The organism is Bradyrhizobium sp. USDA 3650 (assembly GCF_054057395.1).
In genome coordinates this window covers 5,066,809-5,079,687 of sequence record NZ_JBSRZG010000001.1, presented here as the reverse complement: position 1 = coordinate 5,079,687, position 12,879 = coordinate 5,066,809, and the positions used below count along the sequence as shown (strand labels likewise).

Sequence of the window (12,879 nt, the reverse complement as noted above, 5' to 3'; positions counted from 1 at the left end):
TCATGCGGCGGCCGCGATCTCGTCGAAGGATACACCGGTCAAAGTCGCCGAGACATCCCACAGCATGGCTGCCGAGGCGAAATCCTTTGCCTGCGGCATGATCTTCGCCGGCCGTGGTGGCCCCTTCAATTCGAAGAGCCAGTTCGGACCGTAATAACCGCCGGGCTCAGCTGCGGGCGAGGTCGCCGCCAACAATGTTGGCAGCGCGCCTTCCGCGGCAGATTGGCTGATGAAGGGCTGCAGCCAACGGCTCACGCGCGACTGGAACGTGTTCGCACCCGGCCCGTTCGAAATCAGATCGGTCCGCGCGTAGCCGGGATGTGCGGCAAGGCTGGTCAGCCCCCAGCCTGAGGCGAGGCTGCGGCGCTGCAACTCCAGCGAAAACATCAGCATCGCCAGCTTGGACTGGCAATAAGCCCGCCACGGACGATAGGAATGCCTAGCCTGCAGATCGTCGAAATTGATCGAACCGGAGCGGTGCGCAAGGCTCGAGAGATTGACGACCCGAGCCGCCTTCGCCCGGCGAAGCTGCGGCAACAGCTGCGCCGTCAGCGCGTAATGACCGAGATAATTGGTGCCGAGCTGCATCTCGAAACCATCCGCCGTCTGCTGCCGCTTCGGCAGCGCCATCACGCCGGCATTGTTGACGAGCAGGTCGAGTTGCTCGTTGCCGGCCGCGAAGCGCCTGGCGAAATCGGCAACGGAGGTTAGATTGGCAAGGTCGAGATGCTCGTAGGCGATCAGCGCATTGGGAAAGCGGTCGCAAATGCCCTCGATCGCGCGCAGGCCCTTTGCGTCGTTGCGCCCCGTGAGTATGACAATGGCACCGGCGCCCGCCAGCGCCATCGCCGTCTCGTAACCGAGGCCGCCCGTCGCTCCGGTCACGACGGCAGTCTTGCCGCTGAGGGAGGGGATGTCTGCCGTGGTCCAGTCGGTCATGCCATAGCTCCGTCAGGGCTGGGAAAGGGCCCGCGACGGGTCTAAATGTGCACTGGGTGCAACTTTGCAAGTGGTGAAATGATTTGAAGCTTTCGAAGGTCGCCGGGAAATCAGTCAACAGGCGCACCAAGCCATTGCCGGCAGGAGCAAAATCCGCCGATGGCACCGGCCTGCGCCAGCGTAAATTGCAAGAGACCCGCGAGCGGTTGACCCGCGCCGCGATGGCGCTATTCCTGGAGCGCGGCTTCGAGTCCACGACCATCGACGATATTGCGGCCGCGGCGGACGTGTCGCGACGCAGCTTCTTCCATTATTTCGCCTCGAAGGAGGACGTGGTCGCGGCCTGGCAGGAAGGCGCCGCCGCCGCGCTGGTCGCAGAGGTCGTGGCGCGACCGGCGGGCGAAACCATGCTGACCGCGGCGGAGAACGCGATCGCGGCGGCGCTCAAGCGGATCGATCCGGCCGAGGCCGCGGCCATGTCGCGGCTCAAGCGCGACAATCCCGCGCTTCGGGCGCGCGACCAACTCAAATACGAGAAGCTCGAGCGCGCGCTGGCCGAGGGACTTGCCCAGCGCGCCAGAACGAAATCGGACCAGTTGAAGGCGCGGCTCGTCGCCATGATCGCCACCGGCGCGATGCGCGTCGGCGGCGAGAGCTGGATCGGCGGAGGGGCGCGGGAGAAGCCGGAAGCTTTCGTCAAGCGCACCTTCGACGCGATCAGGGCGATATTGGAATGAGGCCGCTCACTCCCTGAAGAACGCCAGCAGGTCCGCGTTGATGGTCTCGGCGTGCGTTGTCGGCATGCCGTGCGGGAAACCCTTGTAGGTCTTCAGCGTGCCGTTCTTCAAGAGCTTGGCCGACAGCGGCGCGGAATCGGCGTAAGGCACGATCTGGTCGTCGTCGCCGTGCATCACCAGCACCGGCACATTGATCTTCTTCAGATCCTCAGTGAAGTCGGTTTGCGAAAACGCGACGATGCCGTCGTAATGGGCTTTCGCGCCGCCCATCATGCCCTGGCGCCACCAGTTCTGGATCACCGCTTCCGACGGCTTCGCGCCGGGGCGATTGTAGCCATAGAAGGGGCCGGCCGCGATGTCGCGGTAGAAGCTGGCGCGGCCGGCAGCGAGCTGCACCTGGAAATCGTCGAACACGCTCTTCGGCAGGCCGCCGGGATTGGCGTCCGTCTTTAGCATCAGCGGCGGCACCGCGGACAGGATCGCGGCCTTCGCTACCCGGCTCTCGCCATGGCGCGCGATGTAATGCACCACTTCGCCGCCGCCGGTGGAGTGGCCGACATGGATCGCTTTCTTCAGGTCGAGATGCGCCGTCACGGCCGCGAGATCATCGGCATAATGATCCATGTCGTGGCCGTCGGCGACCTGCGACGAACGGCCATGGCCGCGACGGTCATGGGCGATGACGCGATAGCCGCGCGTGACGAAGAACATCATCTGCGCGTCCCAGTCGTCTGATGACAGCGGCCAGCCATGGCTGAACACGATCGGCTGGCCCGAGCCCCAGTCCTTGTAGAAGATCTCGACGCCATCCTTGGTGGTGATGGTAGGCATTGTCAGGCTCCTTAAATGATCAGGCGAATGCCATCGGCCGGAAGCGGCGCCAGGCGCCGATGGTGAGCACCACGAAGAACACCAGCACGAGGCCCTGCACCACGGCGAACACGGGACCTCCCGGTGGATTCGGTGCCACGGCGGGCGCGAGCGCGGCGAGCGCCGGCACCTTCAGGAACGACTGGATCACCAGCACGAAGACGTTGAAATACAGCGAGATCATCGCGGTCACGATGTAGACCGGTCGCCAGACGCCCGCGAGCTTCATGCCGTAGAGCGCGAGGCAGGCGATCGCGAGCAGGACCAGCGAGATGATGCCGATGATATGCGACGGCAGCAGCTCCTTGAACGGAAACAGGAAGCCGGTGGCGCTAGTGAGGATCGTGAACAACAGGAAAATCGCGGTGAGGCCCGGCATCGGCTTCGAGCCGAGCAGGCCAAACATCACGACGAGGCCGGCGGCGATGCCGATCAGGCTGATGACGACATGGACCAACGTGAAGGCGGGCAAGCTCAACCCAAGAACCATGACATCTCTCCTATTCTCTGCATCGAGTTCGGGAGATTGATATTACGGTCCTCATCGGATTGCCACCTGCGCGGTGTCACACATGCGTGCGCAGCCATGCGTCATCGTGCGAATCGAAAACGCATGGCTGAATGTTTTGCACCGCTGTCACAAACGACGGCAGTTTGTGGTGCGTAGCCCGGATGGAGCGATAGCGTAATCCGGGATTTTCGCATGCAAATGCAGCGGCCCCGGATTGCGCTTTGCTCCATCCGGGCTACGAGCCGACGGAAGTCGCGGCTCACACTTCCTTGGTGTCGAAGATCAACAGGTCGGCGCCGCCAGTGGCGAATTTCGGCACGTCGCCCGCGGCCGCCTTGCCTGCTTCGCTGCCGAAGGCCGACTGGATGGCGGCGACGTTGTCGAAGGTGAGAATGGCGACGAGGTGAATTCCGGAAGGTCCGGCGGGGGAGCCGACCGTGCCCGTGCTCACGGCGTACTTCTTCAAGCCGGGAAGTTTCTTGGCGAGCGGAATGTGGGTCTCGGCATAATGCTTGTCGAAAGCGGCAGCATCCTTGGGCGTCTTGTAGAGCACGACGAGTTCGGCCATTTAGTCCTCCCGTTGAAATTTGTTCTATTAGATCCTCATGGTGAGGAGCGTGCGAAGCACGCGTCTCGAACCATGCAGGCCTGGCTTTGGCAGCTGGGCCTTCATCCTTCGAGACGCGGCCTTCGGCCGCTCCTCAGGATGAGGGGAGATAGTCCCGCATCACACCGCAAGATGGCAAGCCTCAATCGACTTGCCATTTACTTGCCTTGTCCTTGACTAAAGCGCCGGTTTTGCGGCGTCGCCAAGGAAGCCATGCAGGGAGGCCACGACCTGCGCGCCTTCGCCGATGGCGCCGCCGACGCGCTTGACCGAGCCGGAGCGGACGTCGCCAACGGCGTAGACGCCGGGCACCGAGGTCTCCAGCGGCGCGACCAGCCGGCCCTGGTTCTGCTCCGACTGCGCGCCTGTCACGACGAAGCCGCCGCGATCGAGCGTCACGCCGCAGCCGTCGAGCCAGTTGGTGGCGGGATCGGCGCCGACGAACAGGAAGAGATTGCGGATGTCGGCGAAATCCTCGTCGGCCGACAGCCGGCTTTTCCAACGGATGCGCCGCAGCAGCGAGGCCTCGTCGCCTTCGAGCGCCGTGATCTCGGTGTTGAACATCAATTCGATGTTCGGCGTGGCTTCGATGCGCTCGATGAGATAGCGCGACATGCTGGCGCCAAGGCCGCCACCGCGGATGATCATCAGCACTTTCTTGGCGTGGCCCGAGAGGAACACGGCGGCCTGTCCCGCGGAGTTGCCGGCACCGACCAGCGCCACCTCCTCGCCGGCGCACAGCTTCGCCTCGACCGGCGAGGCCCAATACCAGACGCCGCGGCCTTCGAATTTATCGAGGTTCTCGATGTCGGGCCGGCGATAGCGCGCGCCGCTGGCGACCACCACCGCGCGCGAATGCAGCGGGTCGCAGCCGTCAAGCGCCACCGAAAACGCGCCATCCTTGCGCGTGCAGTCGAGCGACTTCACCGTGACCGGGATCATGATCTCCGCGCCGAACTTTTGCGCCTGGTTGAAGGCGCGCGCGGTCAGGGCCTGGCCGGAAATGCCGGTCGGAAAGCCCAGATAGTTTTCGATCCGCGCGCTGGCGCCGGCCTGGCCGCCGAAGGCGCGGGTGTCGAGCACGGCGACCGAGAGGCCTTCGGACGCGGCATAGACGGCAGTGGCGAGCCCGGCCGGCCCGGAGCCGACGATCGCGACGTCGTAGATGCGGTCGTTGCGCGGACCGCCGATCATGCCGATCGCGCGCGCAAGCTCTGTTTCGCCGGGGTTGCGCAGCACCGCACCATCGGGAGTGACGACCAGCGGCCAGTCGTCCGGCTTCGGCGAATAACGCGCGATGACGTCGGCGGCGTCGCGATCGCGCGCGGGATCGAGCAGGTGATGTGGCTGGCCGTTGCGGGTGAGGAAGCCCTGCAACCGCACCACGCCTGCCGAATGCGACGGACCGATCAGCACCACGCCGCCGACGCCGCCCTGGAGCAGATTGACCCGGCGCAGGATCAGCGCGCGCATGATGCGCTCGCCGAGCTCGGCCTCTGCGACCAGCAGCGCGCGCAGCCGCTCCGGCGGCAACAGCAGCGTCTCGACATCGCCTTCGGCGCGGCCGTCGACCAGCGCCGGCCGTCCGGAGAGCTGGCTCAGCTCGGCCAAAAATTGCCCCGGCCCCTGGTCGATCAACGGCGTGACATGACCAAGGCCATCGCGCTGGGTGATGGCGACGTGGCCCTTCAGCACGACGAACATGCCGGGTCCCGGCTTGCCGGTCTCGAACAGGAATTCCCCATCGGCATAGTTGCGGACCTCGCCGAAATGCCGGACACGCTCGATCTCGGCTGATGTCAGCGCCGGAAAGGTCTGCTCAGGGCGGGTGAACCGCGACATCTGCGCGTCACTCTCGGGTCGTTGCGATTCGTCCTGCCCCATTGCCACGTCCATGCACTCCAAAAAATTCCAGCCGTCGGATTCTAGCCGCCGGTCTTGTCGGCGGTCCCCTCATCTAGGGAACCATCTTCATTCTGCGAGGGGTCGCCACTTGCGGCGCGTTCGCGCGCCTGCATCTTTCGCCGCTTCAAATTTTCGCGCAGCGCCGATTTCAGCCGGTCGTCGCGGGACGTCCTCGCCTGTCGGGAGTCCTGCTTCGCGCTCTTGTCGTTCTCGTCTGCCATCGGGGTCCATTACAGCTATCGTCGATAACATGCCCGAGGAATAAGGCAGCTCAAGAGGCCCGCGCGATCCGATCGTGCGAAAATCGAAATGGATCGAATCCGGCGTATCGGGCAACTGGCCAGTTGGGTGGGGATATCGGAACCGATCCGCGGAAAGTCGGCCGTTTCGAGCCAAAACAGGCATTTTGGCCCAGATATCGACCCGATTTTATCGCTTTGGCGGAGCCTGCAAGCTTGCACAGGAGGGGGGCTTGTGGCAGATATCGGCCCGCTTGGTAGGCCCCTCGTGGCGGCCGATTCTTACCCCAGCACATGCTGCCGTAGCTCAGTGGTAGAGCACTCCATTGGTAATGGAGAGGTCGACAGTTCAATCCTGTCTGGCAGCACCATCATTTTCACCGAAATCACAAGGCCATAGAGGCTTCTCGCGTCGCTCCTGATACATAGGGGTGATGCATCGTGGTGCTGAAAACGGTTTCTCTGACCAAGCGTATTGGCTCTGACAACTGGTATTACCGTCGCGCAATACCTGCCGACGTTCAGCACGTTCTGCATGACCGGCCGCAAGACAGCCGACCAGAGGGTTGGTATCGAACCCACATCAGCATCTCGCTCCGAACCTCTGATCGCAACGTCGCAAGAGCGAGAGGCGCTGTAGTGGCCTCGCATACAGAACGCCTGATTGCTGAGCTGCGGGGTGACGCCCACGTCCTTGCCGAACCGACCAAGTCGCGTTCAGTCACTGGCGTTGCCGCCCCACGGGCAATGCGGATCACTGCGCTGGCCGGCGCTTGGCATGATGCCGGGCTGAACCGTGGCGTTCGTGAACGCGATGCAAAGCGATGGAAGGCAGTCGCGCATCGGTTCCAGATGTGGTTGGGCAGCGATGATCTGGATCATGTCACGCCTGAGAAAGTGCAGGCATGGGCCGACGAACGCAACGCGGCGGGCATCGCTGCAAAGACGATCAATGACACTGACATCGCCGCCTTGCGAGCGATCTTTGCGTGGGGCAGGCGGCGAGGCTGGCTGTTCTCCAATCCAGCGGAGAACGTACGCATCGAGGGTCGCGGAAAGAAGCGCACACGCGAAAAATGGTTCTTGGAACATGAGATAGCCGCGATCCTCAATGCCGCGCTGGCCGTTCAAGGCACCAAGCGCGAGAACCCGAAGACGACTGCTGCCAAGCGATGGGTGCCGTGGCTCTGCGCCTACTCAGGGGCGCGGGTTGTTGAGATGATCCAGTTGCGTAAAGAGGACGTGAGGCAGGAGGGCAACGCGTGGGTTATCCGTATCAACCCCGAAGCCGGAGACGTTAAGACCGACGACTATCGGGATGTCCCGGTTCATGAGCATCTGATCGCAACCGGCTTCATAGAGTTCTGGCAACAGTCAAAGCCCGGCCACTTGTTCTGTGATGTCGGCAAGGACGGCACCACAGCGGGAACGGCTGATGGCGTCTACAAGCGGGTGTACACGATGGTGCGGGGCGTCTTACCCGACAGCCGAGTCCAGCCCAACCACGCATGGCGTTACACCTTCAAGACCCATGGGCATGATGCTGGATTGAATGACCTGACCGTGGATGCGATCTGCGGACATGCCGCCCGAACGCAGGGCGAGGCGTACAGGGGCATTACGGTCAAGAAGCGGCTGGACGTCATGGCCGCATTCCCCCGCTACAAGCTCACCGACGTAGAGCGAGCAGAGGCAGCGTAGGCAGTCTGAAAATCGCGAAAAAATGTGAGACGGCAATCGGAAGTCTGGACGCCCGCATGTCCCCCATGGGGTGGGTCAGAAGAGCCGAGTTGCCGGACGACACGTAAGCACCCACGCCTCGTTGCTTTCTTCGTTCGCATACCACCAATAAATGGTGGCACTTCCGGTTACGCGGTCGATCGAGCCGGTAACTTGAGCGGGGGCCAAGATCTGCCCATTAATGATCGGGTTCAACAGCATCCCGAACGAAATCAACGTATCGCTGCTGGACTTTATGGGAATTGTCCTGTCGGAGACAGAAACCTTCTTCTCAGCTAGGTCTACGATGACGCCCATCGCCTTGATCGGCTTGGTGTGAGCGGCGGACGACCCCAACAGCTTGACGACACCATCGCACGACAGCGTGAGCGCGGAAGCCTGTTGCGCCATGGCTGGCAACGCCAGAACCAGGAACAGAACTGCACAAGCGAGCCTCATGGACGCCCCATTTTTCTTAGCGACCTATGACAGCGGTCTCGTCGGCTCACAAGGTCGCCTGAACACGCAGCGTTGGAACCAATACCCCCTCCTGCAATCACAAAACGCCACGTCGATTGGGTGCGGACACTGCAAGTGCAATTACCACGCGGATACTGCATCACGGAACGCCGTGCGTCGGAATACCCACCACATCTGCAATCGCTGAACGCCGAGATGCTCACTAGAGTATGCCTCAGTGAGTCCTGTGATCGGGTCATGAAGTGGCGCTCACAAGAGTTGACATTCGATCTGTGAGCACATTATCTATGATCATCACCTTTGTGATCACAGGCAAGGTAGCATGACCACGATCTTCTACGCTCGCGTATCGACCACCGATCAGACCATCGAGCATCAGGCTCAACAGGCCAGAGCCGAAGGGTTCGCGATCGATGAGGTTCTTGCCGACGAAGGCGTGAGCGGTGTCAGCACAAAGCTCGAAGAGCGCCCTCAAGGCAGACGGCTGTTCGACATGCTGAGGAACGGTGACACGCTCGTGGTACGTTGGGTGGACCGGCTAGGCCGCAACTACATCGATGTGGTGGACACTATCAGGGAGTTCATGCGCCGGGGTGTGGTCATCAGGACGGTCATCAACAGGATGACCTTCGATGGTGCCACGACCGATCCAATGCAGATGGCCGTGCGGGATGCGCTGATCGCGTTCATGGCCGCGACTGCTCAGGCACAGGCAGAAGCGACGAAGGATGCGCAGAAGGCTGGCATTGCCCACGCGAAGGCAAGTGACCAGACCGCGTATCGAGGACGTAAGCCATCGTTCACCCGCAAGGAGTTCACGGAGGTATTGGCTCTCGCGAACCAAGGCACCATGAACACCAGCCAGATCGCGAAGGCAGTTGGTTTACAGAGGATGGCCGTTACTCGGATCATTCTGAACCCTGCCAATGCGGAGCAGCAGCTTGCCAACTGGCATCTGTGACCGCCCGTTGGGACAACCCTGCGTCGCCTCGCGAGTTGGCTTTGCGAGCTTGCCGTCACCGCTAGATCGTTCTATTTCTGTTCTTGCAGTAACGGTTGAGCAAGCGCTCCGTTGTATAGATGCCTGAATTCAAGAGGACGGGCATGGCTATCGAGTATCGCCTTCGGATCGAGAGCGACATGACACCGGCAACGTTCCCAATGGAGCGCTTGGCCGAGTACTTATCTGCGCTCGCACGGCTACTCGGTCAGACGCAGAACGTACACTTCGAACGGCTCCAATCCGGATCGTCTGTTGTAGTGGCGCGAGTTGATGATCAGGCAGTGGAAGGCGTTAGGGACCGCGTTCGACAAGTTCACACCGGGGTTGGACCAAGGGAAGCCTTGAAGGCTTACGGCAGTATCGATGCCCTTCTCCGTCAAGATCGCGCAAGTGGAAGTCTGAGTAGCGATGTGTTGGGCGTGGTAATCCCATTTCCTGGCATTGAGCGTCCTGAACCGCTCATGTTCGGTCCTTATTGGCAGGACGGTTCGCTTGACGGCGAGGTTATCCGTGTCGGCGGAAGCGGTAAGGATGACACAACCGTTCCTGTCCACCTTCGTGAGGCTGGCATCGTTCATACCCACCTCAACACCACCTATGAGCTATCGAAGCAGATTGCCAAGTTCTATGGCGGGCCAACCATTCGGGTTCACGGCAGAGGGCAGTGGTTTAGAGGTGGCGACGGTGTTTGGGAGTTGAGAGAGTTCAAGATCGCGAGCTTCGAGGTTCTGCGGGACACGTCGTTGTCCGAAGTCGTTCGCAACATTCGCTCGGCGGGAGGAAGCGAATGGGGCGGCGTTCCCGATCCTGTGCGCTATCTGTTGGAGCAGCGGGCCGATGAGGATGAACAGTGATCGTTGCATTCGACGCCTCAATCTTGACGTTCGTCATCGACGAGAATGCAGCCGCTCCAATTGATCCTACGACGGGAGTCGCTGTCACCTTCTGCAAAGAGCGAGTTCAACATCTTCTGGATACCCTCCAACAGAACAACTCGAAGATCATCATCCCAACACCCTCTCTAGGCGAGGTGCTGGTGAAGGCCGGAGCGGCAGCGCCGAAGATTGTCGCTGAGTTTGCAACCTCGAAGCACTTCAAAGTCGCGGACTTCGACATTAGGGCAGCAGTCGAGTTCGCCACTCGGCAGAACGCTCGCGAGAAAGGCATCGAGAAGCGCACGAAGGCGAAATTCGATGATCAGATACTCGCTATCGCGATTGTGGAGAACGCGTCCGTCATTTTTTCCGACGATAAGAAGCTCGCGAACGCCGCACCCTTCAATGTCACAGTGACCGGCATTGCCGAACTTGAGCTTCCACCACAGAAGGCTCAAGGTAATCTGTTCGATCAGGCAGATGATACTGGTGAAGGCGGCTACTCTTCTAATCCCCTTTATGGATCGTGGGGATAGATGTTCGGGCTGTTACGCAAGATCAAGGAGATGCGCGAGTCGTTCACGGCTGGCGCAACGAACACCGGCAATGTCACCGCCACGATTGGTGACAAGCTGGTTCTCAACTGGCACGGCACGCCCTCTCAGAAGGATGGGGTTCTCGACATGCTCCCGAAGATGCGGGACAGGATGATGCCGGACGCAGAGTTGGGCAGTTTCGCTGATGGCGTTATTGCCAGCGTCCATGATGACGGCATGTCCTCTAACAGCACAGGGAACAACATTCAAACCATTGCCATGCTCTGGCGGGTGTTCACAACGAGGGTCGATGACGGCACCTACGGCGATCTGATCGGCCACGCGAACTTTCACTGCGCCTTCCAACTGCATGAGCAGCCAGGAGATCAGTTCAAGATCACTTGGAAGATCAGCGTAATGCGCGGGCGAGCGGTCTAGAGTTATCGCACCCCGTTCAAGGACTTCTGGAGAAACTGAGGGCAGGCACACGGCCTTGACGCCACGGCAATGGCGAGCAGCTTGGGTGTTCACGCGGTGCGATCTACAAGGCCATGGCTAGTCAGTAGAGCAACTGACGCGGCTTACGTCAGACATCTCCGTTCACGGTCGGAGAACTACGGGTTTCGGGGTTTCGTTCTCCGGGCGGAGAACTACGGGTCGCCAACAAGGCGGACTCACTTTTGAATGCCGAACTCGACTGCGGCGATCTTGGCGATTTCGGCGGGATCGTGAGTGCCAAGCGCGTCAATCTCGATGATCTTGCGGGCGACCATCTCGCAAAGCGGGTCGTCTCGATCAACCAGACTTAGGCTGCGCAGCGTGAATGTAAACGCCTTGTTAAGCCGTTCAGCCTGTCGCGCCTCGAACTTGCCGCCCCTGATCAGCCGGTTGATCGTCATAACGCGCCAGGGGATTTTATTTCGAAGTCGGGTGCATTGGGAAACTCATTTGTTTAGTCTTGGCTAGATCCAGCAAGAAAATCCGAGTGTCTGCGACCTTCGCCGTCCGTTCGGGAAATCGGCACACGCTCGGTTCCGGTATAGGAACACCGCGTTACTACGGATTTCCTCCTGCCCCTCGAAGAAGTCAGGATGCTCAAGCCGGGGCTGTTATTTCATTCCGAACTCATATTTTTTCCGGCAGGGGGGTCGCGCCAATGCGACCCCTTTTTCTATGATTGCAGGACAAGTCGCCTTTCAGTAGTTCGCGCCGTGCCTGCCATCTCGACGATCCCGACCACCTGAGCCTCAAAACCCCGAACACGCTTCACCCCAAGAAGAACCCGGCCAGCAGTGCTGACCGGGCTAGTCAAGGTGGGAGGAAGACAACGCGTCGTCCATGCCCGGCAACGAGGCGTATCCTGAGCCGTTCCCCACTCGACTGCGGATTGCTACTGGTCCGTGAAAACTCGCTGATCCAGGTTAAGCCCCCGTCGCTCGATAGTGCTGCGTGGTTGGCCCATCCGCGCGGAGTCACTCACAGCCGGAACCTCAGCCATTCACATAGGTTAACTCGTGAAGGTGGTCGCGTCATGAGTCACACAGTATTGGTAGTCGATGACGATCCCAACGTACTCGACGTGATTGCGTTCATGCTCGAAGACCTTGGCTGCAAAGTCGTTTGTGCGCACAGCGGCCCGGAAGCTCTCGATACATTGACGAAGAACGAAGACGTTTCGATCCTCATCACCGACATCAACATGCCGGGTATGGATGGTCATGAACTGGCTGAACTTGCCATGCGGGTTCGCCCAACGCTGAAAGTGTTGCAGCTATCAGGTCGCGAGCGAAGGCGTGATGGCTTCCCATTGCTCAGGAAACCGTTCTCTGAGGAAGACCTTGCTCGCGTCATGGAGCAGACGACCGGCCTTTGTTAGCGCAACAGAGTCGCTAGACAGCGCTCTAGCTCGTCCATTGGGAACGGTTTTTGAAGGATGGGATGATCCTTGAAGCCTGTGGGTACGCCATCAGCGCCGTAGCCGCTCGCGAAGGCGAATGGAATGCCTCTACTTCGCAGCGCTTCCGCTATCGGTTCAGAGCTATGTGTTCCAAGCTGTATATCGAGAATGGCGGCATCCACGCCGGGTGCAGAAGCGAGCACAAGCCCGCTTTGCAAATCGTTGGCTTCGCCCGCCACGCTATGGCCTAGCTCGACCAGCATGTCCGCAACCATCATTCGGATGAGTGCTTCATCCTCGACCAGAAGCACAGATGCCATATGCCTTACCCCGAAGCACATCATACCCGACCACTTCATCCCAAGATAGACGAACCGCAACAAGAACACGGCTCCAGACTTGGGCAAAGCTGGAGCCGCGCTGATGATGCTTCTGCCTACGGGGGTTGGACAGAAGCGGGAACTGAACGTTCCTTGTGCGGATATGTTCCAAAAGCGGTTCCGATTGGTCCAGACGAGACCTATCCACCAATGGATAGATTCATGAGTCTTCCCAATGGCT

16 protein-coding genes and 1 tRNA gene are annotated in these 12,879 nt (G+C 60.5%); 8 read left to right on the top strand and 9 right to left on the bottom strand.

The genetic code is table 11. The features are described from left to right. A complete protein-coding gene (locus tag ACVIN2_RS23690; RefSeq protein WP_456767391.1) occupies window positions 1–939 on the bottom strand; it encodes an SDR family oxidoreductase in 939 nt (312 codons plus the stop codon). Between the two features lie 83 nt (window positions 940–1,022). Here ACVIN2_RS23690 and ACVIN2_RS23685 point away from each other — a divergent pair, with 83 nt between their 5' ends. Beyond that, window positions 1,023–1,676, top strand: coding sequence for a TetR/AcrR family transcriptional regulator (locus ACVIN2_RS23685; protein ID WP_456767390.1), 654 nt, complete (start codon window positions 1,023–1,025; stop codon window positions 1,674–1,676). A 6-nt stretch (window positions 1,677–1,682) separates the two neighbouring features. On the opposite strand, the gene ACVIN2_RS23680 is transcribed toward ACVIN2_RS23685, so the two are convergent. The 5 genes from ACVIN2_RS23680 to ACVIN2_RS23660 all read right to left on the bottom strand — a co-directional run bounded on the left by ACVIN2_RS23680 (window position 1,683) and on the right by ACVIN2_RS23660 (window position 5,790). Continuing rightward, window positions 1,683–2,507, bottom strand: a complete 825-nt coding sequence (locus ACVIN2_RS23680; RefSeq protein ID WP_456767389.1) for an alpha/beta fold hydrolase — start codon at window positions 2,505–2,507, stop codon at window positions 1,683–1,685. Between the two features lie 19 nt (window positions 2,508–2,526). Then, entirely contained in the window at window positions 2,527–3,036 is a 510-nt protein-coding gene (locus tag ACVIN2_RS23675; RefSeq protein WP_456767388.1) for a hypothetical protein, read from the bottom strand. 280 nt (window positions 3,037–3,316) lie between these two features. Then, window positions 3,317–3,625 (bottom strand): EthD family reductase, encoded by a 309-nt coding sequence (locus tag ACVIN2_RS23670; RefSeq protein WP_007597575.1) that lies wholly within the window; start codon window positions 3,623–3,625, stop codon window positions 3,317–3,319. A 216-nt stretch (window positions 3,626–3,841) separates the two neighbouring features. Further along, a complete protein-coding gene (locus tag ACVIN2_RS23665; protein WP_456767387.1) occupies window positions 3,842–5,548 on the bottom strand; it encodes an FAD-dependent oxidoreductase in 1,707 nt (568 codons plus the stop codon). 41 nt (window positions 5,549–5,589) lie between these two features. Then, the gene (locus tag ACVIN2_RS23660; protein WP_456767386.1) at window positions 5,590–5,790 is read right to left on the bottom strand and encodes a hypothetical protein; all 201 of its coding nucleotides are present in this window, start codon (window positions 5,788–5,790) and stop codon (window positions 5,590–5,592) included. Between the two features lie 314 nt (window positions 5,791–6,104). Between ACVIN2_RS23660 and ACVIN2_RS23655 the strand changes: the two genes are divergently transcribed. Beyond that, window positions 6,105–6,179, top strand: a tRNA-Thr gene (locus ACVIN2_RS23655). A 70-nt stretch (window positions 6,180–6,249) separates the two neighbouring features. Further along, window positions 6,250–7,509, top strand: a complete 1,260-nt coding sequence (locus ACVIN2_RS23650) for a DUF6538 domain-containing protein (protein WP_456767385.1) — start codon at window positions 6,250–6,252, stop codon at window positions 7,507–7,509. A gap of 75 nt (window positions 7,510–7,584) precedes the next feature. On the opposite strand, the gene ACVIN2_RS23645 is transcribed toward ACVIN2_RS23650, so the two are convergent. Continuing rightward, a complete protein-coding gene (locus ACVIN2_RS23645) occupies window positions 7,585–7,986 on the bottom strand; it encodes a hypothetical protein (protein ID WP_456767384.1) in 402 nt (133 codons plus the stop codon). Between the two features lie 343 nt (window positions 7,987–8,329). Between ACVIN2_RS23645 and ACVIN2_RS23640 the strand changes: the two genes are divergently transcribed. The 4 genes from ACVIN2_RS23640 to ACVIN2_RS23625 all read left to right on the top strand — a co-directional run bounded on the left by ACVIN2_RS23640 (window position 8,330) and on the right by ACVIN2_RS23625 (window position 10,859). Beyond that, window positions 8,330–8,968, top strand: coding sequence for a recombinase family protein (locus ACVIN2_RS23640; protein ID WP_456767383.1), 639 nt, complete (start codon window positions 8,330–8,332; stop codon window positions 8,966–8,968). A gap of 143 nt (window positions 8,969–9,111) precedes the next feature. Beyond that, the gene (locus tag ACVIN2_RS23635) at window positions 9,112–9,864 is read left to right on the top strand and encodes a hypothetical protein (RefSeq protein WP_456767382.1); all 753 of its coding nucleotides are present in this window, start codon (window positions 9,112–9,114) and stop codon (window positions 9,862–9,864) included. Then, window positions 9,861–10,421 (top strand): hypothetical protein, encoded by a 561-nt coding sequence (locus tag ACVIN2_RS23630; RefSeq protein WP_456767381.1) that lies wholly within the window; start codon window positions 9,861–9,863, stop codon window positions 10,419–10,421. Before ACVIN2_RS23635 ends, ACVIN2_RS23630 begins: the two co-directional genes overlap by 4 nt. Then, the gene (locus ACVIN2_RS23625; protein WP_456767380.1) at window positions 10,422–10,859 is read left to right on the top strand and encodes a hypothetical protein; all 438 of its coding nucleotides are present in this window, start codon (window positions 10,422–10,424) and stop codon (window positions 10,857–10,859) included. Window positions 10,860–11,095: 236 nt separating this feature from the next. Here the strand turns inward: ACVIN2_RS23625 and ACVIN2_RS23620 are convergent, their stop codons facing one another. After that, entirely contained in the window at window positions 11,096–11,320 is a 225-nt protein-coding gene (locus tag ACVIN2_RS23620; protein ID WP_456767379.1) for a hypothetical protein, read from the bottom strand. A gap of 632 nt (window positions 11,321–11,952) precedes the next feature. Here ACVIN2_RS23620 and ACVIN2_RS23615 point away from each other — a divergent pair. Next, window positions 11,953–12,297 carry a response regulator gene (locus tag ACVIN2_RS23615; RefSeq protein ID WP_456767378.1) on the top strand — a complete coding sequence of 115 codons (345 nt, stop codon included), beginning with the start codon at window positions 11,953–11,955 and terminating at the stop codon, window positions 12,295–12,297. Here the strand turns inward: ACVIN2_RS23615 and ACVIN2_RS23610 are convergent. Continuing rightward, on the bottom strand, window positions 12,294–12,701 hold the full coding sequence (locus ACVIN2_RS23610) for a response regulator (protein ID WP_456767377.1): 408 nt from the start codon (window positions 12,699–12,701) through the stop codon (window positions 12,294–12,296). The genes ACVIN2_RS23615 and ACVIN2_RS23610 overlap by 4 nt on opposite strands. Between the last annotated feature and the right edge of the window lie 178 nt (window positions 12,702–12,879).